This is a genomic window from Pseudoalteromonas sp. SG41-2 (genome assembly GCF_014164535.1).
In the GTDB taxonomy this organism is placed as follows: Bacteria; Pseudomonadota; Gammaproteobacteria; order Enterobacterales; family Alteromonadaceae; genus Pseudoalteromonas; species Pseudoalteromonas rhizosphaerae.
Genome location: NZ_JACJFK010000013.1, coordinates 78384 through 104736, shown reverse-complemented (window position 1 = coordinate 104736; position 26353 = coordinate 78384). Strand labels below are relative to the sequence as shown.

Sequence of the window (26353 nt, the reverse complement as noted above, 5' to 3'; positions counted from 1 at the left end):
GTATATAGTGCAGTCTTATTACTTAATTATTTAACTTCTTACCGACAACTCATTTTTGTGATGTTATAATTGTCTGCTTTGTAATATTACAGATAAAACAGTTTAAATTATGACTCAAGTAACTCCATCTATCATTAAAGATAGCATAACTACTATTGCAGATTACCCTAAAGCAGGCATTATGTTCCGTGATGTAACTACGCTAATGGCTAATCCCGCTGCATTTCAAGCAACAATTAATGCATTTATTTCAGCTTATAAAGATCAAGGTTTTACCAAGATTATAGGTACTGAATCACGTGGTTTTATCTTCGGTGCACCGCTTTCATATGCATTAGGTATTCCTTTTATTCCAGTGCGTAAACCGGGTAAACTGCCACGTGCAGTGATCTCTCAAGATTACCAGCTAGAATATGGTGAAGATGTATTAGAGCTGCATACAGATGCCATTGTCCCAGGTGACAAAGTGCTTTTAGTAGATGACTTGTTGGCAACCGGCGGTACCATTGAAGCGACCGCTAAATTAGTCAATAAGTTGGGTGGTCATGCGACAGATGCAGCATTTGTAGTCTCTTTACCAGAACTAGGTGGCGAGCAACGCATTGCAAAAATGGGGATTAAAATCCTGAAATTGGTTGAATTCGAAGGCGAATAATTAATGAGTTATCAAGTCCTAGCGAGAAAATGGCGTCCACAGACCTTTCATGAATTGGTCGGTCAGTCCCATGTGAAACAAGCGCTTATTAATGCTTTAACACAAAACAGACTGCATCACGCTTATTTGTTCACTGGGACTCGCGGGGTGGGTAAAACCACCATCGCACGTATTTTTGCAAAAAGCTTAAATTGTGATGAAGGCATTTCGGCGCAACCTTGTGGCAAGTGTAGCAGCTGTATAGATATCGAAACTGGTCGTTATATTGACTTACTTGAGATAGATGCCGCATCGCGCACTAAAGTTGAAGATACCCGTGAGATATTGGATAACGTGCAGTACGCGCCAACTCGCGGTCGCTACAAAGTGTACCTGATCGATGAAGTACACATGCTTTCAAAGCATAGTTTTAATGCATTATTAAAAACCTTGGAAGAGCCGCCTGAGCACGTTAAGTTTTTATTAGCGACGACGGATCCACAGAAACTGCCTGTCACCATTTTATCGCGTTGTTTGCAGTTTAATCTTAATGCGTTATCGCAACCTGAAATACTCCAACAACTTGAATATGTGTTAGGCGAAGAAAAATTAAGTTTTGAAACTCAAGCCCTGCAAATTATCGCCAAAGCTGCTGATGGCAGTATGCGTGATGCATTGAGTTTAACTGATCAAGCGATTGCTCAAACGAATGGTGATATTAAGCATCAAGCGGTGCAAGCAATGCTAGGGTTGATGGACAACCATTATAGCCAGCATTTGCTGGTTGCATTATTAGCCCAAGACGGCCATGCATTGATGGCGCAAATCGAGCAAGTTGCCACCCAAAACCCAAATTATATTGCTTTGTTAGATGATCTAATTGGCCTTACACATTTAGCACAATTAACCCAATTAGTGCCCGATGCCGCCAAGTTAGATGAATATAATCGCGAGTTTATTAATGAAGTAGCAAAGAGCTGCGATTCACAACAAATCCAAATTTATTATCAATTACTGCTTAATGGCAAAAAAGACTTACAATGGGCGCCAGAGCCTCGTTTAGGTTTTGAAATGGTTATGCTGCGTTTACTGGCATTTCAACCAGTTGATAGCCAAATTCTTGCAAGTACTGCGGCGCAGGCACCAGCGGCCGATAACAACCGGTCTCGCTCAGCAGCATTGAGAGATATTCTCAATAAAAATAAGCCTGCAACACCACAGCCTGTTGATAACCAAGTATCATTGCCTCAAGCTGCACCGGTACAAGCGACCGAGAGTGCGCCTGAACAAGTCGTTGCAACAACTGAACAATCTGTAACCGGTGAGCAAACAGCACCTGTCGATACGCAGCCAACTGTTACTACTGCACCACATACAAATTCGGGAATTATGCACGAAGCCGCGCATGGTAATGAGCATGATTCAGATGCTGAGCTTGAGCAACAATTAGTATCCCAATATGATGAGGTAATGAATAACGCAGTGGAGCAGGGCTTTCATAGTGGCTTTGAGCATGCGCCAGAACAATCTTTGCCTGAGCATCAATATAGCGCAGAGCAAACCGCTCCAGCACAAAATAACAGCTCATTCTCTGACTATTCAGATACCACAGATATTAGCCAAAAAGAAGCACAAGCGCAGTCTGCAATTGCACGTATTTTACGAGATAGAAATATTTCCGGTGCAGGTACGCTCTCTGGTGGTAAAACACCTGTGGCGCCATCAACGAATAAACCAGCTGCGGTTGAGCGCGGTACTGCGGTAAAAAAGTCACAGCCCCAGATAACGGGGGCAAGTAGTCAGCCTGAGACTGATGGTTACACGCCGAATATCGCCGCAAATAAGCGTGTGAAACCTGACTTTAAAGAAAAACATCAGACTATTACTGAGAATTTAGCACCGGAATTGCTAGAGCAAATTAATCCACAAAAAGTAGTTGCTGCACCTGAGCCTGAAATAAATATTCAAATACCGGATGATTTTCAAAGCCCGATCAGCGATATTCGTTTTGCACATCAACAAGATGAGTGGGCATACTTAATTAAGCGGATGGGACTTGGCGGGCGGATGCGTCAATTTGCTTTGCATTCAATTTATTCAAAGCAACAACAACAGCTGCACTTAGAAGTGGATGAATCGCAAAAACATCTCGATACCCCGATGTTAAGGCAAAAGCTTAGTGCAGCGCTGGCCAGTATTTACGGGCATAATGTTGAGCTGACAATCAATTTTGCCCCTGGGGTGATAGATTCGCCTTATTTAATTCAGCAAAAGATCGATGCAGGGCGCCATCAGCAAGCAATCGATGTGATCAACGGTGATGAAAATATCGTACAGTTACAGCAGCTATTTTCTGCAATTATCGATGAAAACAGTATTCAGGCATTGTAATTCATTGCAATAGCCCTTATCTTCATGGCAATTAGAAATAGAAAGAGAGAAAGTTATGTTTAAAGGTGGAATGGGTAACATGATGAAGCAAGCGCAGCAAATGCAAGAGCGCATGCAAAAAGCCCAAGACGAAATTGCTCACTTAGAAGTGGTTGGTGAAGCCGGTGCCGGTTTAGTTAAAGTAACCATGCTTGGTAACCACAATGTTCGCCGTGTTGAACTTGACGAAAGTTTGATGGAAGACGAAAAAGACCTTATTGAAGACTTACTTGCCGCTGCGTGTAATGACGCAGTACGCCGTGTAGCAGAAGAAACACAAGAGCGTATGGGTAAAGTAACTGGCGGTATGCAATTACCACCAGGTATGAAAATGCCGTTTTAAGATAAAACATGCAACTTTCAGAGAGTTTAAACCAGCTGATCGAAGCACTACGCTGTCAGCCGGGCATAGGCCCAAAGTCAGCGCAGCGCATCGCGTTTCATCTGCTTGAGCGCGACCGTAAAGGGGGCACTCAACTTGGTAATGCACTTATCAAGGCGATGACTGCAATAGGACACTGTCAATCGTGTCGTACTTTTGCAGAGCAGCCGCAGTGTGAAATCTGTTTAAGCCCCAAACGCCAAGATAGCGGAATTTTATGTGTGGTTGAATCACCTACCGATGTGTTGGCGATTGAACAAACTGGCCAGTATAAAGGTTTGTACTTTGTATTGATGGGACATTTATCACCTATCGATGGTATTGGTCCAAATGAAATTGGCCTTGATATTCTTGAAAGTAAGTTGCAACAAGGTGGGATAAACGAGGTTATATTAGCGACCAACCCTACAGTTGAAGGGGAAACTACAGCGCATTATATTGCCCAGCTTTGTCACCGTTATAAAGTTGATGCATCGCGGATAGCCCATGGTATTCCGGTCGGTGGCGAACTTGATTTGCTCGATGGCATGACATTAATGCATGCATTTAGTGGCCGACGAGTGGTTAGTCAAAATTAGCTCTTAGAAGCGCATTAATTTAAAACCTGCATTAACGTCTGTTATGCAGGTTTTTTGTTTTTATACCTTGGTGGTAAAAGTTTGATCGTAATTTATCCAATAACTGGGTAATCTATTTTTAGTAGCTGGAGTCTCTTTTTCACCAGTTTGGTTAATTTGTAAGGATCACAATGCAAGATAATAAAAAACATCAGCGTGCTTTACTAAAGAGTAAGCGCTTTCTACCGCTTTTTGTCACCCAGTTTTTCTCTGCGTTAAATGATAATATTTATAAACAAGCGGTGCTACTGTTATTGATTTTTCAAACGGCAAATGTTGCCGATGGCGCTTTTTATGCTAACTTAGCGGCAGGCTTATTTATTCTACCGTTCTTTTTATTTTCAGGGATGGCGGGACAAATTGCTGAAAAAAAGGAAAAGTCAAAATTAATTCGCACCGTAAAACTTGCCGAAATTCCGATTATGCTAGTAGGCGCTGTGGCCATTTCAACGCAATCTGTTTGGTTGATGTTAACCACGGTATTCTTAACAGGGTTACAAAGCACCTTTTTTGGCCCGCTAAAATATTCAATTTTACCGCAACACGTGGCAGCAGATGAATTAACCAAAGCCAATGGCCTTGTTGAATCTGCGACATTTGTGGCTATATTGATTGGCACAACGTTTGGCACGTATTACATTACCCAAACAGTGGGGCCAACGGTCATCTGTGTGGCAATTATAAGCCTGGCGATTATTGGTTATTTGAGTAGTCGCTCTATTCCAATCAGTGCCGCGAATGATCCTAATTTAGTGTTTACTTTTAATATTTTCTCATCCACCAAAAGCCTATTTAGGGTACTTAATTCACAAACTGAGTCGGTCGGAAAGTCGGTACTTGGTATCAGTTGGTTTTGGTTTATAGGGGCGATTATTTTAACGGCGCTACCAAATTATGTGAAATATGTCATGGTTGGCGATGAGCTGGTCGTCACCAGCGCTTTGGTGGTGTTTTCATTGAGCATCGCAATAGGCTCGCTGTTGTGTGAAAAGTTGTCTCGCTCGCGGATAGAATTAGGTATTGTGCCATTTGGCGCGTTGTTGATCACATTATTTTTGTACTTACTGAGCCAAGAGCCTGCAATGAGCTTTTACCAGCTACCAAGCGAAGAATTATTTACACTTTCACAAATACTGCATACTGGTGACATGTATTGGCATTTTATTTGGATGGCCGGCATTGGCATTGCCTCTGGTTTTTATACTGTGCCATTGTACGCTTTGATCCAACAACGCACCGTCGAATCAAGCCGTTCACGCATCATCGCCGCTAATAATGTGTTAAATGCGTTGTTTATGGTCGCCAGTGCGGTGTTAAGTATTGTAACGCTATCTATATTTGCATGGACGATCCCACAGTTATTCTTGTTACTGGCAGGATTGAATTTACTGATCTCTGTGTATATTTATACCAAGGTGCCAGAGTTCTTCTTACGCTTTGCTGTTTATTTATTGACCATTTGTATGTATCGAGTGCGTACCAAAGGGGATCATAATATTCCTAGTGAAGGCGCAGCAGTATTGGTGAGTAATCACGTCAGCTTTGTTGATTGGATGTTTATTTTAGCGGCATCACCAAGGCCTATTCGATTTATGGTATTTGCCCCCATTTATTATTCTCCCGCGTTGCATTGGTTATTTAAAATGGCCAAAGCTATCCCAATTGACAGTGAAAAATCTAATCCGCAGGCGTTTCAAGAAGCATTTGATGAGGTTGCTAAAGCATTAGATAACGGTGAGTTAGTGGGTATTTTCCCTGAAGGGAGGCTAACTGGCGATGGTTCGATTGATATTTTCCGCCGTGGTATTGAACGTATTATACAGCGTTCACCGGTGGCCGTTATACCTGTCCATCTAGGCGGGTTATGGGGCAGCATGTTTAGTCGTAAAGCAAAATGGCGACTTCCACGACTGAAATGGTCGCTGGTCGCTGTGACTGTTGGCGAGCCTATTGCTGCCAATGCAGTCACTGCAGATGAATTGCGTGAGCGAGTGGTTGCCTTAAAAGAGCAGTATGAAAAAGGTGCTGTTTAATAGCGATTAAACGCTGATGTAACAGAGATATAAATTTAGCGCGCAATATTCAGTCGTGAATATTGCGCGTGAGTCTTGTGCTTAGTTGGCCGCTAACTAACTGCTAACCAAATACCAACCGCGATCATCAAACTACCAGCGATGCGGTTCATCCACTTGATATTGTCACCTTGGTTTAAAAACAGCCGTAAACTTTTACCGCCAGTGGCATAGAGCATCATGCAAGTGAATTCGCTGAGCATAATGATGGCGACTAACATACTCAATTGTGGCGCAATCGCGTAGTCAATATTTATAAACGGCGGTAGCAGGGAAATCATAAACGCCCAGCCTTTAGGGTTAGCAATCGCGGTGATAAAGCCTTGTGAGAATAGCGCTTGGCGAGATACTTTTAATTTACTGTCTGCGCCTAATTTGATGGTTGCTTTTGCTCGCCACATTGAAATGCCAATGTAGACTAAATAACCTGCACCGAGCCATTTTAATACGTTAAATAGTGTCGGGTAGTTGAGCATGATACTTGCCACCCCTGCGACTGCTGCAACAGCCACAATGGCAACGCCAAGTAATTCGCCAATCATCATCCACATAGTTCTGCGCACGCCAATACTCATTCCTAAGGTCATGGCTAAAGTCATACACATCCCAGGTGTAATAGAGACAAAAAAGAAGGTGGGTATAAATACCCCCAGCACTGCGAAGTCGAGCATGTAAGCATCCGTTAGTTGCTGCAATAGAATGCGCAATAGAATACGCAATAGTAATGGTTTTCGAAAGCGTTAGAAACCAATTTGGGATAGTTAAGCGCAATTATGAGATTGTTAGCACCCGCGATAAAGCTCCGGTTTATCGCTTATTCGTAAGCTAATTGCGATCCCTATAGAGGATGCCGCTGTGATCTTCTGTGTATTGATTACAAACACTTATTTGTAAGTGGGTTTTAACAAATATATTTTTGCTTTGTTGGGTGCTTTGAATTAGGATCAAATCAGTTTAAAACCAAGAACTAATGCCCTGTGTCTAGATTATTTATTGCTATTACCACCATTTTCCTAAGTTTCACTGCAACTGCGGTTGAAGTTACTGATCTATATCAGGACGTATTAAAAGTATCTGACAAATCTCGCGATGCTCGACTCAGCGCCAGCCGCGAAGCGTTGCTAAATGTACTGGTTAAGGTCAGTGGCGATCCAAATGCGGACAAAAACCCAACGGCTCAGCGACGTAGTAAAGATATATCAGATTACATGCTCAAATTTGAATACGACGAAAAAGCCAATGGTCAGCTTAACCTCGTGGTTAAATTTGAAGCAAACAAAATCAACGCACTCGTCAAAGAACTTAATTTACCATTGTGGGGGACGCGTCGTCCGCTGGTGGCTATTTGGCTTGCCATTGAAGATAACTGGCGTCGCGAACTTGTTACCCAAGAAAGCTATCCGCAATTAGAGCAACTAATTTATAGCACCGCAGCGCGACGTGGTTTGCCTGTCGTGGTGCCATTACTTGATTTACAAGACCGTGCATTAGTGGGAATACCTGAAGTGTGGGGAAATTTCTCTACGCCAGTCGAGCAGGCATCAAGCCGCTATAGTGCAGAGCGTAGTATTACCGCGCGTTTATACAAACAACCTGACAGTGAGGTTTGGCTGTTGGATTGGCGTTTTACTAACGATGAGCTGTTTGAAGCAAACAGAGTAACCGGTGATAAACAACAAGCCATAGCCTTAATGATTGACAGTTTAGCGGCAGGCTTAGCCAATGAATATGCGGTTGATCCAAATTCTACAACGCAGCTTGCCCAAGCGGTGTTTAAATTAAAAGGCACCACTAACTTTGTCGATATAGAGCTTGCTAAACGTCAGCTACAGAGCTTAAGCGTGGTTACCCAAGTGACAATTCGTTCTCGTACCGCTGATATGGTTAGTTTTGCGATAAATCATACTGGCAGTATGCATGATTTACAAAAAGCCTTAGAGCTCGACCGCGCTTTTCAACCCTTTGTTGACCCTCGTGCGTTTTATCCTGTGACAGCGCAAGACGATTTAGAATATCAATGGGTTGGTTTGTAATGCCGGCAATGGAGCCGGTGCAAATGGCATTGCCGGTGACGTTACCGGATGATGAAACGTTTGCCTCTTATTTTGGTGGTGAAAATTCACTGGAAGTGAGTCATTTAAAAAATGCCTTTAAAAGTTTAGCAACCACTTTTCAATATACTTATTTGTGTGGTTTAGGGGATTCAGGTAAATCGCATTTACTGTATGCAACCTGTATTCATGCTCAAGAGCATGGTTTATCAACTATGCTGCTATCAATGCGCGAAGTGATTGATTTTGGTCCTATGGTGCTCGATGGCTTAGATGCCCTTGATGTGCTGTGTATTGATGACGTGCATTTAGTAGCAGGTAACGATGCGTGGGAAAAAGCGTTGTTTAATTTTTTTAACCGTTTTAACGAACCGGGTAAGTGCTTGGTAGTGACAGCGGATCTGTTACCAGACATGCTAAATATTAGCCTGCCGGATCTTGAGTCACGATTAAAATGGGGTACGACATTTCAAATCCGTTCTATGAGTGATGATGACAAAGCCGAAGCCTTAGTAAAGCGTGCCAATATGCGCGGCTTAGAGCTCAGTGATGAATGTGCGCGCTTTTTATTAACGCGTTTGAGTCGTGATATGCGTGCGCTACTTGATGTGCTTGATAAACTTGACCATGCATCGATGGCTGCACAACGTAAATTGACAATTCCTTTCATAAAATCCACTCTAAAACTCTAGTTTTCTCTACAAAATCGTCTAACTTCCCATTTTACTTAACCAGAATGGGAAAGAATTCAATAAGATTGGTATAAGGTCTGGAATCTAGCCATTGCTTTCAGTTATCATTAGCTATTACTTAAATCACCTTCTGTGACAGATCAGGTATCGAATGAACTTAGAAAATATATTAGCGCAAGCACTTGAGGCGGTCGCCAGTGCCAGTGAAATCGCGCAGCTTGAAGATATCAGGGTTAACTACCTTGGTAAAAAAGGCGAAATCACGAATCTATTAAAAACCCTTGGTAAAATTGCCCCTGAAGAACGCAAAGAAGCAGGCCAAGTAATTAACCAAGCTAAGCAAGATGTACAAGTTGCGATTAACGACAAGCGCGAATTATTAGCAAGCAAAGCCCTTGAAAAGAAATTAGCCGCTGAAACAATCGATGTAACATTACCCGGTCGTGTTATGCCAACAGGTGGTTTACACCCAGTGACGCGTACCATTGAGCGGATTGAGAGCTTTTTTGGCGAATTAGGTTTTGCGGTTAAATCTGGCCCAGAAGTAGAAGATGATTTTCATAACTTCGACGCGCTAAATATTCCTGAGCATCACCCAGCGCGTGCTGATCACGATACCTTTTACTTTAATCCAAAACTGGTGTTGCGTACGCAAACCAGTGGTGTGCAAATTCGCACCATGGAAGCTGAGCAACCGCCGCTGCGTATTATTTCTCCAGGGCGTGTATACCGTAACGATTACGACCAAACACATACGCCGATGTTCCATCAGGTTGAAGGGTTGATGGTTGATACTGATGTAAGCTTTACTGAGCTTAAAGGTATTTTGCACGATTTCTTGCGTAACTTTTTTGAAGAAGATATGGAAATTCGTTTCCGTCCTTCATTTTTCCCATTTACAGAGCCTTCAGCGGAAGTTGATGTGATGGGTAAAGACGGAAAATGGTTAGAAGTATTAGGTTGCGGAATGGTGCACCCTAACGTGCTTAAATCAGTGGGAATTGATCCAGAAAAATACACTGGTTTTGCCTTTGGTATGGGTGTAGAGCGTTTAACCATGCTGCGTTATGGTGTAAATGACTTACGTGCGTTTTTCGAAAACGATTTGAAATTCCTTAATCAGTTCCGTTAAGAGTGAAGAAATAACATGAAATTTAGTGAAAAGTGGTTAAGAGAGTGGGTTAATCCTGCAATTGACACGCAGGCTCTTTCGGAACAGTTATCGATGGCCGGCCTTGAGGTAGATGGTGTAGAGCCCGCTGCTGCAGAATTCTCTGGCGTTGTTGTCGGTGAAGTAGTTGAATGTGGTCAGCATCCTGATGCAGATAAACTACGTGTAACTAAAATCAATGTCGGTGGCGATGAGCTATTAGATATTGTATGTGGTGCGCCAAATTGCCGTTTAGGTATCAAAGTTGCAGTAGCTATGGTTGGCGCTGTATTACCGGGCGATTTTAAAATTAAAAAAGCCAAACTACGTGGTCAACCGTCTCACGGCATGCTGTGTGCATTCGTGGAGCTGGGTATTAGCGAAGAAGGCGACGGTATCATGGAGTTGCCACTTGATGCACCAGTGGGCACAGACTTACGTGAATACTTAAGCCTTGATGACAACATTATTGATGTTGATTTAACCCCGAATCGTGGTGACTGTTTAGGTATTAAAGGCATCGCTCGTGAAGTGGGCGTACTTAACAGTATTGATGTTAAAGCCCTAGAGATACCAGCGGTTGCAGCAACTATTGATGATAAAGTATCAATTGAACTAGTAAACGATGAAGCCTGCCCACGTTATTTAGGGCGTGTGATCAAAGGCATCAACCTTGACGCCACAACACCACTTTGGATGGTTGAGAAGCTTCGTCGTAGTGGCGTGCGCGCAATTGACCCTGTGGTTGATGTAACTAACTATGTGTTACTTGAACTTGGCCATCCAATGCATGCTTTTGATTTAAATGCGATTGAAGGCGGTATCAAAGTACGTAGCGCCCATGCTGGTGAAGAGCTGGTATTACTAGATGGTAATACTGCTAAGTTAAATGAATCTACCTTAGTAATAGCCGACCATAACAAAGCGCTGGCGATTGCCGGTATCTTTGGCGGTGAGCAATCAGGCGTTACCGAGCAAACAACGGATATTCTATTAGAAAGTGCGTTTTTTAATCCAGTTGCTATCGCAGGGCAAGCCCGTAGCTATGGTTTACACACAGATGCATCGCATCGTTATGAACGTGGTGTGGATTTTGCGCTGCAACATGATGCAATAGAACGTGCAACTGCGTTGTTACTTGAGATTGTAGGCGGTCAAGCAGGCCCTGTAGTTGAAGCTGTTGCAAAAGATAAGCTTCCTAAGGTCACTGAAGTGCGTCTTCGTCGTGCGCGTTTAGACCGTGTTATTGGTCATCATATTGAAGATGCGAAAGTAACCGACATTTTAACCCGTTTAGGGCTTGATGTGAAAATTGTCGATGGTGTGTGGAGTGCAGATGTACCAAGCTACCGTTTTGATATTCGTATCGAAGAAGATCTAATTGAAGAAGTTGCTCGCGTATATGGTTACAACAGTATTCCAAACGTAGCTCCGACTGCTAAATTAAAAATGACCACTCATAACGAAGCCAATATTGCAGTGAGCAAATTTCGCAATACGTTAGTGACTCGTGGTTATCAAGAAGCGATCACTTACAGCTTTGTTGATCCTAAAGCACAGGCTATTTTACACCCAGACAGTGACGCGCTTATTTTGCCACATCCAATTTCGATTGAAATGTCGGCAATGCGTGTGAGCCTTATGCCAGGTTTACTTGCATCAGTAATGTATAACCAAAACCGCCAGCAGCCACGTATTCGTTTATTTGAGCATGGCCTTAAATTTCTACGTGATGAAAACGCAGAGAATGGCGTAAACCAAGTTGCAGTTATCGGTGGTGCTATTACTGGTCTGGCACATGGTGAACATTGGGTTGAAGAAAAGCGCACCGTTGATTTTTATGACTTAAAAGGTGACGTTGAAGCATTACTTTCATTAACCAATGATATAACGCGTTTTGAAATCAAAGCAGAGCAATCAGATGGCTTACATCCGGGCCAATCTGCGGTGATTTATGTTGAAGGTAAAAAGGTCGGTTTCTTTGGTGCTATTCATCCTCAAGTACAAAAATCGTTAGATATCAATAATGCGACTTACGTGTTTGAAATTGAAATGACAGCCATTGAAAAAAGAAATTTACCAGAGGCTGTAGGGGTTTCGAAGTTCCCTTCAAACCGCCGCGACATCGCTATTTTAGTGGAAGATCAGGTGAAATCTGGCGACATTTTATCAGTGATAGAAAAAGTTGGCGGAAATCAATTGGTTGACCTAAACTTATTCGATGTGTATAAGGGCAAAGGTATTGAGCCAAATTATAAGAGTTTGGCGATTGCTCTAACACTGCAAGCGGTTGATAGAACACTCGAAGAGAAAGATATCAATCTAGTAGTTGATAACGTGGTGGCCGCACTGGCCGAACAGTTTAATGCATCGTTGAGGGACTAGATATGGCGCTTACTAAAGCCGACATAGCTGAACACCTATTTGAAAAATTGGGGATCAATAAAAAGGATGCCAAAGATTTAGTTGAAGCGTTTTTTGAAGAAATCCGCTCAGCGCTTGAAAAAGGCGAGCAGGTTAAGCTCTCTGGATTTGGTAACTTTGATCTTCGTGACAAGAAAGAAAGGCCTGGCCGTAACCCGAAAACTGGGGAAGATATCCCTATTTCGGCACGACGCGTCGTCACCTTTCGACCTGGTCAAAAGCTCAAAACTCGTGTTGAAGTTGGTACGAGCAAATAAATTAAAAAAGGCAGCGTCAGCTGCCTTTTTCTTTTCTATAAACTAAGTTTGAACGCGATTAAAAATCCCGTGGTGAAACAAACTGCCCAGCTTGAATACTGTCGTAGGTTTGCTGTGCGAGGGTATCTAATCCGCTGAGACTTTTTCCTGTTGCTGTTAGCTGCTGTTCAATTGGGAATATTTCAACATTGGTTATCCCAGAAAGCTGCGCAATTTTTGCAAAAGTATAGGCATGCTTATATTTTTCCTGCTTATAAAACAAACTGGTCAATGTGGTGAATATTTCGGGGTTTGGAGTTTGCTCAGCTTTGTTTAGCTCTAACGTTTTATACAGTAAGTCTATGGTCTTATCTTCATCAAACTTAATATAGTAGCTGGCTAAGAAAAACTGGATTTCAGCGTCCTCAGTGACACTAGGATCGTTTTCAAGCGCAAGTAATTTAGTCAGGGCTGATTGGTCATTATTGCGTGACCAGTGATAATACAACAACCCAGGGTGGTTAGTATTTTTGGTATCTTGAAATAACCGTGTCATTTCCTTGATACTGGTTAAATGCGCTTCAACGCGGGAGGTGGTTTTTTCTTTTAACTTGATATGCTCAATTTTTGCCGCCAGCGATACGCATCTATCGTATTTTTCAAAACCCTTTAATAATAAATATTTGTTATCGTCAGTCGGTTGTTTGTATTCATGGTAACGCGCCATGATCACATCAGCACGCTGTGCTTTACAGTGACTATCGGTATTTAAATCATTACATAAACCTGGGGTTTCTTTACACACCTTTGCAAGTGTCAACGGTTCTTCACACCCAGTTAATGCCAACAAACTCAGTAAAACACTTGCTCTTAGTAACATCCCTTAACCTCACCTTAATAATTACCTTGTTATTCTAGCGTAATGAATTGATCTCTAACAGTGGAGAATAAAGTTAGTTTAAATTAGAATAGCGAAGCCCACTGAGGCGTGTTGCTCTCAAAATTCAATACGTCTTATGGCTATCCGTTCAAAAATTGTTTAATTAGGTAAATAAAATGACCTCATCTCACGAGTTAGAATACACAAATAGTTGGCAAGAACGCCAAGATTACGCAGAAAGCATGCAACCTATCATTGGTAAGCTTTATCGTAATCGTGGTATTGAAATCGCGGTATATGGCCGTCCTCTCGTCAATGCCAGTACAATTGATATCATCAAATCTCACAAAACAGTGGCACAGTTTGAAGGTACTAAACTACGTTTACGCGAAAGCTTTCCGTTTTTAGAAGCTATTAGCAAAATGGATTTAAACTCTGCCCGTATCGATATTGGTAAACTGGCTTATGGTTATTTATTTAACGATGTTGCAAATGGTCGTTCTATCGAAGAATATTTAAACGACGAGTTAGCTGAAATTGTAAACTCACAAGCCAAAGAGCCACGCGATGTGGTGTTATATGGTTTTGGTCGTATCGGTCGTTTACTAGCGCGTTTGTTAATTGAAAAATCAGGTCCTTATGCGGATTTACGCTTACGTGCAATCGTTGTTCGTGGTGGTAAAGACGGCGACCTTGAAAAGCGTGCTAGCCTATTACGTCGTGATTCAATTCATGGTCCTTTTAATGGTTCAATCACCATTGATAAAGAACGTAATGCAATAAAAGCCAATGGTAGCTACATTCAGGTGATCTATGCTAACTCTCCAGATGAAATTGACTACACAGCATATGGTATTGAAAACGCATTGATCGTTGATAATACGGGGATCTGGAAAGACGAAGCTGGCCTTGGCTTACATTTAAAATCAAAAGGCGCTGCAAAAGTACTATTAACAGCACCGGCGAAAGGCAATATCAAAAACATCGTATATGGTGTTAATAACCACGATATCAAACCGGAAGATAAAATTGTTTGTGCAGCAAGCTGTACTACCAACGCAATCACACCAACATTAAAAGCACTTAATGATAAGTTTGGTATTAACAATGGTCACGTTGAAACAGTTCACTCGTACACTAATGACCAAAATTTGATTGATAACTACCACAAAGCAGATCGTCGTGGCCGTGCCGCAGCACTTAATATGGTGATCACTGAGACTGGCGCAGCTAAAGCTGTTTCAAAAGCATTACCAGAACTTGAAGGCAAATTAACGGGTAACGCAATCCGTGTACCTACACCGAATGTGTCTCTGGCTATTTTGAACTTAAACCTTGCGACCAGCACCACGGTTGAGGAGTTAAACTCGTTCTTACGCCATGCTGCTCTGCATTCAGAGTTACGCGACCAAATTGATTACACGGCCTCTACTGAGATTGTGTCTACCGATTTAGTCGGCAGTCGTTATGCGGGTGTAGTTGATTCAACCGCCACTATCGTTGATGACAACCGTATTGTACTTTATGTTTGGTACGATAATGAGTTTGGTTACAGCTGCCAAGTTGTGCGTTGTATGCGCGATATGGCCGAGGTTTCATTCCCAAGCTTGCCACGTTAATTGGTAATAGCTTAAAAATCTTTACAAAAAGCCAGCATTCGCTGGCTTTTTTAGTCATGAATGTTTTTTCAAAACCCAAGCCATGTGGTAGGCTGTATCCAGTTTGCTACATTTTAATAACAATGCGTCCATTATAGTGAGGCGTTATTTAATTTCTAACTAACAAGCGATGAGTTAGCGATTAATTTTTCATATATAGGTTTAATAAAATGAAAATCACCAGTAATTTTGACAGTGGCAATATCAAGGTCATTGCCGCGACCGATCCACTTAATATTCAGCTTGAGATCAATAAAGATCATTTATCTGATTTTTTTCAGTGGTTCCATTTCCGTTTAGAAACAACACCTTTTCAAAGCCATAAATTACATATCAATAACCTTGAAAATTCAGCTTATCCTGACGGCTGGGAAGGTTATCAGGCAGTTGCATCATATGATCGCCAAACCTGGTTTCGTATTCCTTCAAACTATGCTGATGGCACGTTATCATTTGAGATTGAGCCAGAATGTGGCTGTGTTTATTTTGCTTACTTTGCACCATATAGCTACGAGCGTCACTTAGATCTAATCACATGGGCACAAAGCCAAGAAGCCTGTCAGCTTGAAACCTTAGGTGAAACACTTGATGGCCGTGATATGAGCGTACTGCGCATTGGTGGCGAAAGTGATGAAAATAAGAAAACTATTTGGATAACAGCCCGTCAACATCCAGGCGAAACGATGGCCGAATGGTTTGTTGAAGGTGTATTACATAAGTTATTAGATGATGAAGATCCACATGCAGCAGCATTGTTATCAAAAGCGGTATTTTACATCGTACCGAACATGAACCCTGATGGCAGTGCTCGCGGGCATTTACGTACTAACGCAAAAGGAGTTAACTTAAATCGTGAATGGCAAACTCCCAGCATGGAAAATAGCCCAGAAGTATATTTAGTGCTAAATAAAATGCGTGAGACCGGTGTTGATATGCACCTTGATATTCACGGAGATGAAGCGATTCCATATAACTTTGTAGCCGGTAGTGAAGGTATCCCAAGCTATGATGCACGCTTAAAAGACTTAGAAGACAGTTTTAAAGCGGCATTGCACATAGTGACTCCTGAGTTTCAAGATGTCCACGGTTACCCGAAAGATGAGCCAGGTCAAGCCAATCTAACGGTGGGGTCATCAGCTGTTGCAGAAGAATTTAAAGCGCTTGCTTATACGGTTGAAATGCCATTTAAGGATAACGATGGTTTACCAGATCCTGATTATGGCTGGTCAGATCGCCGTTCATATCAATTTGGCCAAGACACCTTGGCTGCGATTGTTAACGTAGTAGATAAATTAAGATAACGCGTTTGTACTAAGGGCATCATTCATATCGATGCCCTTAGTTTTTTTAATCGCGATGAATGGCATTAGCGACGCTAATAAAGCGATGATATTTGTTTAATGTGTTACTTAAATCTTTTCCAAGCTCTGTTCGAGCCGTATATTTAAGTTACCTGCATAAAACCACGTAGGGTTAATTAAGTTTTACAAGTAGTTGTTTTGAAAAATAAGTGTTAACAAACTTAGATCGTTTAAGTTAATATTCAAAAAGTTGCAGGGGAGGTAGTAATGTTGTTACCTTATTTCCCATAGCCATATGTCGCGCATTCTGATTAGCTACAGCAGAGTATCGTAACTAGAAAATAATAAATATAACTATAGAGGATATCCATGGAAGCTTTTGTAAGCGCTGTTAATGATGTTGTTTGGAGTAATGCACTCATCTATTTATGCCTAGGCGCAGGCTTGTTCTATTCTGTATTAACCCGATTTGCTCAAGTTAGACATTTTAAAGAAATGTGCAAATTACTATTTAGCCCTAACACCTCAGATAAAGGGATCTCATCTTTTCAAGCATTGGCTGTGTCGTTATCTGGACGAGTAGGGGTTGGTAATATAGCCGGTGTAGCGGCAGCAATTGGCTTTGGTGGCCCTGGTGCTATTTTTTGGATGTGGATAGTGGCTTTTCTAGGGGCAAGTACCGCGTACGCCGAATCTACATTAGGGCAAATTTATAAAACAGAAGAAGATGGCCAATATCGCGGCGGCCCAGCATATTATTTTGATCGCTGTTTAGAACAAAAATGGCTGGCGATTTTATTTGCCGTGTCGGCAATTATTGCATGTGGTGTTTTTCTGCCGGGCGTGCAAGCCAATGCAGTTGGCAACGCGTTTACCCAAGTGTTTGGTGATGGCACTATGGTCTCAACGAGTTTTGGTGAAGTTGGTAGCTTTAAATTGGTTGCTTTGGCAATTATTCTTATTGTTTTAGCGTTTATTATCTTCGGTGGTATTAAGCGTATTGCTAACTTTACTCAAATTGTGGTGCCATTTATGGCGTTAGGCTACATAGTATTAGCTTTAATCGTGGTATTTTTAAATATCGATAAAGTACCTGATATCTTCTCTTTAATCATAACAGATGCGTTTACCGCACAGGCCGGTTTTGGTGCCGCTATTGGTTGGGGTGTAAAACGTGGTATTTATTCTAACGAAGCTGGTCAAGGTACCGGACCGCATGCAGCTGCAGCGGCTGAAGTTGATCACCCAGCCCAACAAGGTTTAGTGCAAGCTTTTTCTGTTTATGTTGATACTATTTTTGTTTGTACTGCGACAGCATTAATGATTTTAATTACCCAGCAATACAATGTAGTGGGTGAATTACCTGCAGGGCAATTTATTGTACAAAACGTTGATGCTGCAACTGAAGTTGGTTCAGCTGCTTTCACGCAAATGGCTTTATTCAGCGTGTTTGGTGGTTTTGGTGAAGCATTTGTTGGAATTGCATTGTTCTTCTTCGCTTTTACTACAATACTTGCTTATTATTATATTGCTGAAACCAATATCGCATATTTAAATCGTTATTTTAAAGGTACTATTCCGCTTGTGATGGTGAAATTTGTGATTATGTTTATGGTGTCATATGGCATGGTAAACAGCTCTGGTTATATCTGGAGTATTGGTGACATTGGCGTGGGTTTAATGGCTTGGATAAATATATTGGGCATTTTATCAATATTCTTTGTGGCTAGACCTGCGCTATTATGTTTGCGCGATTACGAAGATCAGAAGAAAAAAGGCGGGGATATCACATTTGACCCTGTTAAGTTAGGGATCAAAAACGCTACTTTTTGGGAAAAGCGTCTCGCAAAACAATCAAAAGACTCTCAGTTATAGGATTGAGTGGTGTAATCAGAGATGTTTTGGTTATTGTAAAAATTAGATACTCGTTGTTTTTTGGATCTCAGCTATTGGCTGCAATTGAAAAAAGACAACGACAAATAAAACACGTACAATAAAGGGCGCCGCAAGGCGCCTTTTTTATGCGTAGATTTTTATGCGAAGTATGGAGAAAGATATGGCAATTGTTCGTTGTCCTAGTTGTAATAAGTCAATATCCGATAAACACCAACAGTGCCCTCACTGTGAGAATAATGTAGCGCAGCTTGATGATGAACAACGTCAACAGCTAGCGCGCGAAAAACGCATTCAAAAACAACAAATGTTTATGAATCATTCTTTTTTTGCTTTACTGATATTTTTAGGTGGATTCTTTAGTTTATACTTTTTACATCCAGAACCTGAAACTCCATCGTGGTACGCATGCTCCGCAGCCATTGCAATCGGTTGTATTTGGTATTTAATAAACCGCGTTATTTTAGTGACTTTAAAAAAGAAAAAATGACATGAACATCGATAATCTCGTAAAAACAATTACCCCAGAATTATTCGAACGCCTCCAGTATGGTGCCGCAACAGGTAAGTGGCCTGATGGCACGGTACTCAGTGACGAGCAAAAGCAGCAGACAGTGCAATTAGTCATGCTTTACCAAGCAAAAGTAGCGCAAACAAATGAGCAATTCACCATCGGTTCTAATGGTGAAATGGTGCAAAAAACCAAAGCACAATTGCAAAAAGAATTTACCGCAGACAACGAAATAGCAAGGTTTAGTGAACATGATCTTTAAACACCTTTTTACCCCGAAGTGGAAGCACCCGAAGCAACAAGTACGTTTAGAGGCAATTGAAAAGCTAGATGTAGAGCGTGATGCGACGATTTTAAATGCATTAGCTCTGGAAGATAGTTCAGCAGAGATCCGTAAAAAAGCGCTTAATAAAGTCAATGATTTAGTGCTGTGGTGGCAGGCGTATAAACAAGATCAAAGTTTAAAAGAATTAGCAGAACAGCATATATCAAATGCCGTACTGAGTGATGAAAGTAACTTATCTAGCCACATTAAAAACGAATACATAGAGCGTTTTGCTCCGGTAAAAACGCTTGAAAAACTTGCATTTGCAGAAAAAGAACTGCAAGTAAGAGCGAAGCTATTAAAACGTTTGGCTAATCCTAAGTTAGTTGAAAAGGCGTTCAAAGAAGGTTCAAGCGAACTACAAGTGCACCTTGTTGAGCAAGTGATCACCCATCAATTAGTGAAAAGCTTAGTTAAGCATGCACATGATGAGGCAAAATTAACCCTTGAGACGCATATAGAAAATGAGCGTTTAGCAATTGAAATGCCATTAAAAGTACAAAATGATACTCGTGTTATTTTGGCAAAACTTAATGCATTACGTGAAAAACAAGACTATGCGCTTGTTACTCAACAATATGGTGAGTTAACCCAGCAATGGCAGGCACTTGATCTAACCTGGTTAAATCCAGAACAACGCGAGACGGTTGCAAATAAATACATCGTACTAACCGAAAAATTAAATGAGTTAGTTAGTCAATTACAAGCTGTTCATGAGCAACAACAACAACGGTTAGCTCAGCAGCAACGACAATTATTGGCGTTGGCAAATTTAGAAGCGTTAAGTGATGAAATTGAAAATGCGCTACAAGTTGGCTTAGAAACACCAGAGCAAATACAACAAGATTGGTTGGAAGCTAAAGTTGCACAAGCACAGGAAACACTGACACAAAGCGAACTGCAAGACGGCGGGCAAAAAAACCAAGTGACTGGCAGATTAACAAGTTTGTTTAAGCAAGTAGCTAAATTACCAGAGCTTAGTGAAGCGATCAGGGTTTTTAAAACTTCATTAAAAGAATTGAGCAGTATCAACACTGACGATATTGACCAAGCAAATTATGATGAGGCTAATCGCCAATTTAAGCAGACGTATAAAGCGGCGAATGAATCTTTAGCTCAGTTACCTAAGCCGTTACAAGGGCCTTTTAAAGCACAATTAAATGAGCAACAACAACGCTGGAATAAAGCTGTTGCACCTATTAGTGATACATTAACAAAAAATCAGCAACAAGCTACTCGCAAAGGACGCGATGTTCAGCGCCTTATTGAACAAGGCCGTTTTAATGTTGCATTTGGTGTGTTTAAAGGCTTTATTGAGCTGTATGAAACGTTAACTCCAGTTAGTCAGCAAAGTCTTGAAAAAGTCAAAGCAGATCTTGAGCAGCAGTTAGAAAATGCTCGTGATTGGCAAAAGTATGCGTCTGCCCCTAAGCGTGAAGAGCTACTAACTGAAATTACCAGTTTGCTCAATCAACCTTGCACAGATGCCAAGGCGCGCGCAAACGAAGTGAAAACATTACGCCGTCGTTGGAATGAGCTTGGACGTTTAGATACCGAGCAAGAGCAGGCGCAAGGTAAAGAGTTTGATGACAAGATAGAGCTATTATTTGCACCATGTCGTGAACATTTTGCGCAACTTGAACAACAGCGCGAAACGACGAAACTTGAACGCGAAGCGATTATCACTCAGATGAAATCATTGGCTGATACTGATACGACGAGCGATGAGTTTGATTGGAAAGAGTTTGAAAGCCAATACAATCGTATCAATAAAGTATGGCGTAATGCTGGTAATGTAGAGCCAAAAGTATACCGTGCTTTGCAAACACAATATAAAGCGCAGCAACAGCAAGTATTCAATGCGTTGAATGCGTTTCATAAAAGCAACGCGGCAGCAAAAAATGCACTCGTTGAACAAGCACAGCAATTATCAGTAAGTGAAGACTTAGCTGATGCTTGTCAGCAGCTCAAAGAGCTGCAACAGCAGTGGCAGGGAATAGGCTTTGCGGGTGTAAAAGCTGAAAATGCATTATGGCAAAAATTCCGTCAATGCAACGATGTGACATTTGCCAAACGCAGTGAAGAGTTTGCTCAGCATAAGCAGCAACAAGCCGCCGACAACGCAGTTATCGCAGCACAACTGAGTGAACTTGAAGACGCATTACCAGCGGTTAATCAAAAAGCACAATTACTAGATTTACGCACTAAGCTAATTGCGCTTGAAGGGAGCAAAGAATTAAATAACCGCATGCAAAAGCTATTAGCTAACATTGATGGTAAATTAGCCGTGCTGACAGAACAAGCAGCACAGGCTGATTTTAGCGCTTTATTTAGTGCGCTTGAAAACCAGCAAGCAATCCCTGCACAATGGCAAGGGTGTGCTGATACGCATTTAACCATTACGCAACTGATGTTAAGAATGGAAATTCTAGCTAATGTTACCAGTCCTGAGGGAGCACCGCGTATGGCTGAGCAGGTTGCAATGCTTGACGATAAGCATCGCGGTGAACAAGCTGATCTACATTATTACTTAAAGGTGTTATTGGCTCTGGCTCAAGGTTCAGTTGATGCTGACACACTAGGACGTTTAAAAGCGGTATTTAGCATTTAAATAATCTAGGGCGCCGCAGATTAAATAAAGCCGCCGTTGTGCGGCTTTTGTTTTTATTTGGTTTTTGACGATAATATTATAGTAAAGGAAAAACAATGAAGTATATTTTATTAATTAGCTGTTTATTACTCTCTGCTTGTAACACCACGAACGGCGTATCTGTTTATTCATTTACTAGCAGCGAAATTGAAACAGCACTTAACCAGCAATTACCAAAACTTAGTGAAGAAGTCAGCTTGATGGGGTTACCTGTACAGTTTAATGTGAATGATTTAAGCGTAAATGTCGGCCCTGATAATCGTGATGTAATCGTATTAGGTGCAGATTCGAGTGCTGTTATAAATGCTTTCGCACTTAAATACCCAGTGCGTCTGAAGCTGCAAATAGAAGGTGCGCCATTTTATGATAGTGAGAAAAAAGCGGTATTTCTACGGAATGTAAAATTGCTTGATTCAACTATCGACGCGGGCGGTTTTAAGGGAAACCTAGCGGTGCTTGATGATGAAGCAATGAAAGTTATTAACGGATTTTTAGCTGTAAACCCAGTCTATAGATTAAATATGAATGATCCTAAGGTTGCGCTATTAAGTAAATTACCTTTAGATATGAAAGTAGAGCAGGGCGCAATTAAATTAGTACCTAGCATTTAAACTAATATTATTCAGATGGTTGAAGCCCTGCACGTACAGGGCTTTTTTGTATCTGTTTAAATATAAGTAAGGTGGTTGTTGCTTAATTTAAAAGGGGAGGTACACGCTATAAGGGCTGCTATTTATAACCGTCATCGAGATATAAATTAAAAGAATAATTTTATTATATAGGTACAAGTTGTGTGTTTAATCGACTATACTGATTGTTAGTTAAACACCCTTAATTGCCTTCTTTATGGATAAAGAGCCTATTATGAAAAAATGTAACGTGATATTCAGTGCAACGATGATAGCTGTATTCTCGGTTGTAGCTTTTGCTAATGAGCCCGATTTAAATTCTAATCCTTTTCTTGCAGAACATGCAGCGCAACCGCAGGGCGCTCAGGTGTTTTCTTTTACAGAAACGCCAATTGAACTGCACGAACATGATAAAATTAATACTGCCCAAGATACAGGCTATTTACGGCTTGCTTTAGAGACTAAAACCAATGGTTTTGCGTTAGTGGACACATCTCAGATCAAAGATATTGAAAAAGTGATTGCAGAGCACAAAAATGGCCATGAACTATTTCTGCGCACCTTAAAACCTGAAATCATGGCGGCGCAATCAACCGCAGACCAAACTAATTTGTCGCAGCAATTTGCAGGAGACACAGTTGCTTTAGATAATATATTGTTGCAACAAGAATTTACTGTTATGAGTAAAACCGTTGGCGGAAATTTTATTGCCGGTAGCGGTTGGGATCAGTTAACTCAGATTGTCAAGAATGATACGTTTGGTACTGTGATTATAAAAATGTTTAGTTTTAGTCAAAGCAGTGGCGTATATATTGATGCGGACGCGGTGAATTATTATGTAAATAGCAACCCTGGGGTCCTTTATGTACTTAAAGACAATAGCGATAATGTGTACACGAGTTTATCTTGGGCTGACCAAAAGCAATCCTATTCTATTGGTCTTGAAAAAAACATTAATGATATTGGTTTAGCGGGGCGGTTTAAAACGCTAATAACGTCGATGTAGTTGTATTATAAAGTGATCAAATGAATTTATGTAATTGCGAAAATATTGAGATGAACGTTCGTTTTTAAATAAAAGGATTGCATACTCTTTAGGTTAATTAAGCATGTTAAGTATATTTTTCAGCGCTGATAAAGTGAATAATAAACCACTTAACTTTAATAAATGACTATACTAATCTTATTGATTAATCTTAGTTTAAATAAAATCCTTAAAAACTGCTTAATCAGCTTGGCCTATTTTAAAGAATAGGCTTATAATTTAGTTGAATCATATCTAATTTATAACTTTACAACTTAGTGAGTAAAAAATGAAAGAAGTTAAAGCTTTTATTAAATCAGCGAGTCTATCAGACTTAGAAAAAGCACAGGCATTACTTGGCGATGCGATTGCAAAATATACGCAGCAGCAGCAAGCGAAACAAGAAGTACTTGATCTGTTAAAAGCAAAAGGTCTTACTCTTGATGATCTTCAAGACGGTGCCCACGATAAACGCACAAAAGTAATGCCTAAATACCGTATTGAGTTTGAGGGTGAAATTGTTGAATGGACTGGCCGTGGTAAACGCCCTAAAGCATTCCAAGGTGTTGAACTTACCGACCACTTAGCTTAATACTGTAGGGGGTGTATACCCCCTCTTTATTTACAAAATAGTTATTACCCCATTATTTGTTGACCCCTTCGAAGTTGCCACTATGACGTATGTACTACGACCCTATCAACAAGAAGCGGTTGATCGCACTGTCGCTCATTTTCGTAAAACCTCAGATCCTGCTTTAATTGTATTACCTACGGGTGCAGGTAAAAGCTTGGTGATCGCTGAGTTAGCGCGAATTGCCAGAAAGAAAATTTTAGTACTTGCCCATGTCAAAGAGCTTGTTGAGCAAAATGCTGAAAAATATAAAAGCTTTGGCCTTCAGGCGAGTATTTTTTCTGCGGGTTTAAAACAAAAGTCATTGCTACATCAAGTAACGTTTGCCAGTATCCAATCGCTGTCACGCAATCTTGAGCAACTTAACGAACATTATTCGTTAGTGATCATAGATGAATGTCACCGTGTCAGTGGTGAGCAAGATAGCCAGTACCAAAAAGTGATCGTTGCGCTAAAAGCATATAATCCGCAGTTAAAAGTACTTGGACTTACCGCTACGCCTTATCGTATGGGAATGGGCTGGGTTTATTATCGCCATTATCATGGTTTTGTTCGAGGCGATAAAGCGAGTCCATTTCGAGAATGTATTTTTGAACTACCCCTGCGTTATATGATCAAGCATCATTATTTGACTGCGCCAAAGGAAGTGGATGCGGCGATCAGTCATTATGATTTTTCTTCTTTACAAAGTGATTCCTTCGGACGCTATACAGCCGATGATATGAACCAGTTGCTAGAAAAGCATAGCAGAGCAACCAAAGCTATTATGCAGCAAGTTATTCAGTACAGCGAGCAACGCCAAGGGATCATGATTTTTGCTGCGACCGTATTGCATGCAAAAGAAGTCTATGGTTATTTGCCTGAACAACAAACGGCTTTGATCACCGGGGATACTCCTAACGCTGAACGTGACCGTATTATTTTGGAATTTAAGCAGCGCCGACTAAAGTATTTAGTCAATGTATCGGTGCTCACCACCGGGTTTGATGCGCCTCATGTTGATTTTATTGCTATTTTACGCCCGACAGAGTCGGTTAGTTTATACCAACAAATTGTTGGTCGAGGCCTGCGTTTAAGCGAAGGGAAAACCGAGTGTTTGGTAATTGATTATGCAGGTAATGGCTTTGACTTATTTTACCCCGAAGTAGGAAGTAAAAAAGGCGATAGTGATAACGAGCCTGTACAAGTACTTTGCCCGGGTTGTGGTTTTGCCAATATATTTTGGGGAAAAACCGATACACAAGGTAAAGTGATTGAGCATTTTGGCCGTCGCTGCCAAGGTTTACTCGAAGATGATGATGGCTCAAAAGAGCAATGTGATTACCGTTTTCGCTTTAAAGAATGTGAAGCGTGTGGTGCGCAAAATGATATTGCCGCACGTCAGTGCCAGTCTTGCCATGAGGTAATGGCTGATCCTGATGATAAACTACGTGCTGCATTAAATTTAAAAGATGCATTGGTATTACGTTGCAGTGGTTTAAGTGTTGTTAGCCTTGCAAATAACGAACATATTATTAAAGTTACTTATTATGATGAAGATGGTGCTAGTTGCGATGAAATTTATGATTTCTCAAAGTCCGGCGCCCGTTATGCGTTTAATAAACAATTTGCTCAGCGTACTGCTAATGGTCAAACACCCACAGAATATAAGTCAGCTGGACAAGTTATTGCTGGACAGATGCAGCTTGTTGCACCGGATTTTGTTATTGCTAGAAAGAGTAAAAAATATGGCTGGAAGGTTGCCGATAAACTATTTGATTATCAAGGTAACTTCAGAAAGGCAAATCAGCTAAGCTATTAATAAGCTTAACTGATTTTAGACTTAGGCGTCGTCGCCATCCATTAATCCCCAGCCATCACCATAACCGTTATAGCCATTTGCAATACTTTCTAAATATTGCTCTGTTTGGCCAAGTAAAGTGTGATCTGGCACCATCTCTACCTGAGTTACCACTTCCCAAATACCGGTGTCTGTGCATTGCACTAATTCGGTGGCAGGGGAGAGTTCATCTTTGGCTATCGCGGTGGCAAACTTTACGGCATCTACTTTTTGCTCAAATAAAATATAGAAATCAATTTTGTGCATTTGGGCCAAATCTATACTCGCAGCGGCGATTTCAGCTAAAAGTTGGCCATTGTCATCATCAGGAAAGTGCATTTAAA

General features: G+C 41.1%; 23 protein-coding genes. 20 read left to right on the top strand and 3 right to left on the bottom strand.

Annotation, left to right across the window (positions count from 1 at the left end; genetic code table 11):
* Positions 1–109: 109 nt before the first annotated feature.
* The 5 genes from apt (at position 110) to H5186_RS12185 (ending at position 6096) form a co-directional block, all read left to right on the top strand.
* On the top strand, positions 110–655 hold the full coding sequence (gene apt, locus H5186_RS12205; protein ID WP_149982901.1) for an adenine phosphoribosyltransferase: 546 nt from the start codon (positions 110–112) through the stop codon (positions 653–655).
* 3 nt (positions 656–658) lie between these two features.
* Positions 659–3025 (top strand): DNA polymerase III subunit gamma/tau, encoded by a 2367-nt coding sequence (dnaX, locus tag H5186_RS12200; RefSeq protein ID WP_182794498.1) that lies wholly within the window; start codon positions 659–661, stop codon positions 3023–3025.
* A gap of 55 nt (positions 3026–3080) precedes the next feature.
* Positions 3081–3407: a YbaB/EbfC family nucleoid-associated protein gene (locus tag H5186_RS12195; RefSeq protein ID WP_149982903.1), complete on the top strand. Its 327-nt coding sequence runs from the start codon at positions 3081–3083 to the stop codon at positions 3405–3407.
* Positions 3408–3415: 8 nt separating this feature from the next.
* Positions 3416–4024, top strand: coding sequence for a recombination mediator RecR (gene recR, locus H5186_RS12190; RefSeq protein ID WP_149982904.1), 609 nt, complete (start codon positions 3416–3418; stop codon positions 4022–4024).
* 170 nt (positions 4025–4194) lie between these two features.
* Positions 4195–6096, top strand: coding sequence for an MFS transporter (locus H5186_RS12185; RefSeq protein WP_182717932.1), 1902 nt, complete (start codon positions 4195–4197; stop codon positions 6094–6096).
* Between the two features lie 92 nt (positions 6097–6188).
* Here the strand turns inward: H5186_RS12185 and H5186_RS12180 are convergent, their stop codons facing one another.
* Positions 6189–6806, bottom strand: a complete 618-nt coding sequence (locus tag H5186_RS12180) for a LysE family translocator (RefSeq protein WP_182717982.1) — start codon at positions 6804–6806, stop codon at positions 6189–6191.
* A gap of 306 nt (positions 6807–7112) precedes the next feature.
* Here H5186_RS12180 and H5186_RS12175 point away from each other — a divergent pair, with 306 nt between their 5' ends.
* The 5 genes from H5186_RS12175 to ihfA all read left to right on the top strand — a co-directional run bounded on the left by H5186_RS12175 (position 7113) and on the right by ihfA (position 12709).
* Positions 7113–8168, top strand: coding sequence for a DUF2066 domain-containing protein (locus tag H5186_RS12175; RefSeq protein WP_182717933.1), 1056 nt, complete (start codon positions 7113–7115; stop codon positions 8166–8168).
* Positions 8168–8878 carry a DnaA inactivator Hda gene (hda, locus tag H5186_RS12170; protein WP_179959227.1) on the top strand — a complete coding sequence of 237 codons (711 nt, stop codon included), beginning with the start codon at positions 8168–8170 and terminating at the stop codon, positions 8876–8878. The genes H5186_RS12175 and hda overlap by 1 nt, the downstream gene beginning before the upstream one ends.
* Positions 8879–9029: 151 nt before the next feature.
* A complete protein-coding gene (gene pheS, locus H5186_RS12165; RefSeq protein WP_182767895.1) occupies positions 9030–10010 on the top strand; it encodes a phenylalanine--tRNA ligase subunit alpha in 981 nt (326 codons plus the stop codon).
* Between the two features lie 15 nt (positions 10011–10025).
* Positions 10026–12413: a phenylalanine--tRNA ligase subunit beta gene (pheT, locus tag H5186_RS12160; protein ID WP_182717934.1), complete on the top strand. Its 2388-nt coding sequence runs from the start codon at positions 10026–10028 to the stop codon at positions 12411–12413.
* Positions 12414–12415: 2 nt separating this feature from the next.
* Entirely contained in the window at positions 12416–12709 is a 294-nt protein-coding gene (gene ihfA, locus H5186_RS12155; protein WP_016707763.1) for an integration host factor subunit alpha, read from the top strand.
* Positions 12710–12767: 58 nt separating this feature from the next.
* Here ihfA and H5186_RS12150 read toward each other — a convergent pair whose 3' ends face one another.
* Entirely contained in the window at positions 12768–13568 is an 801-nt protein-coding gene (locus H5186_RS12150) for a DUF2989 domain-containing protein (protein ID WP_149982909.1), read from the bottom strand.
* Between the two features lie 176 nt (positions 13569–13744).
* Between H5186_RS12150 and H5186_RS12145 the strand changes: the two genes are divergently transcribed.
* From H5186_RS12145 to H5186_RS12100, 10 genes are all read left to right on the top strand, one after another.
* A complete protein-coding gene (locus tag H5186_RS12145; RefSeq protein WP_145241596.1) occupies positions 13745–15187 on the top strand; it encodes a glyceraldehyde-3-phosphate dehydrogenase in 1443 nt (480 codons plus the stop codon).
* Between the two features lie 209 nt (positions 15188–15396).
* Positions 15397–16527 (top strand): carboxypeptidase family protein, encoded by a 1131-nt coding sequence (locus tag H5186_RS12140; RefSeq protein ID WP_182740010.1) that lies wholly within the window; start codon positions 15397–15399, stop codon positions 16525–16527.
* 369 nt (positions 16528–16896) lie between these two features.
* A complete protein-coding gene (locus H5186_RS12135) occupies positions 16897–18402 on the top strand; it encodes a sodium:alanine symporter family protein (RefSeq protein WP_182717936.1) in 1506 nt (501 codons plus the stop codon).
* Positions 18403–18583: 181 nt separating this feature from the next.
* A complete protein-coding gene (locus tag H5186_RS12130; RefSeq protein ID WP_149982912.1) occupies positions 18584–18910 on the top strand; it encodes a hypothetical protein in 327 nt (108 codons plus the stop codon).
* A 1-nt stretch (position 18911) separates the two neighbouring features.
* Complete coding sequence (locus H5186_RS12125; RefSeq protein WP_016707757.1) at positions 18912–19193, top strand: YeaC family protein; 282 nt, start codon at positions 18912–18914, stop codon at positions 19191–19193.
* Positions 19183–21867: a DUF349 domain-containing protein gene (locus H5186_RS12120; protein ID WP_182794497.1), complete on the top strand. Its 2685-nt coding sequence runs from the start codon at positions 19183–19185 to the stop codon at positions 21865–21867. Before H5186_RS12125 ends, H5186_RS12120 begins: the two co-directional genes overlap by 11 nt.
* Before the next feature lie 95 nt (positions 21868–21962).
* Positions 21963–22517, top strand: coding sequence for a DUF1439 domain-containing protein (locus H5186_RS12115; RefSeq protein WP_182717938.1), 555 nt, complete (start codon positions 21963–21965; stop codon positions 22515–22517).
* Between the two features lie 253 nt (positions 22518–22770).
* Positions 22771–23541, top strand: a complete 771-nt coding sequence (locus tag H5186_RS12110; RefSeq protein WP_182784861.1) for a hypothetical protein — start codon at positions 22771–22773, stop codon at positions 23539–23541.
* A gap of 307 nt (positions 23542–23848) precedes the next feature.
* A complete protein-coding gene (locus H5186_RS12105; RefSeq protein ID WP_182784863.1) occupies positions 23849–24151 on the top strand; it encodes an H-NS family nucleoid-associated regulatory protein in 303 nt (100 codons plus the stop codon).
* Between the two features lie 82 nt (positions 24152–24233).
* Positions 24234–25991, top strand: coding sequence for a DEAD/DEAH box helicase (locus tag H5186_RS12100; RefSeq protein WP_182740007.1), 1758 nt, complete (start codon positions 24234–24236; stop codon positions 25989–25991).
* A gap of 21 nt (positions 25992–26012) precedes the next feature.
* On the opposite strand, the gene H5186_RS12095 is transcribed toward H5186_RS12100, so the two are convergent.
* Complete coding sequence (locus H5186_RS12095; RefSeq protein ID WP_182794496.1) at positions 26013–26348, bottom strand: ribonuclease E inhibitor RraB; 336 nt, start codon at positions 26346–26348, stop codon at positions 26013–26015.
* Positions 26349–26353: the final 5 nt, after the last annotated feature.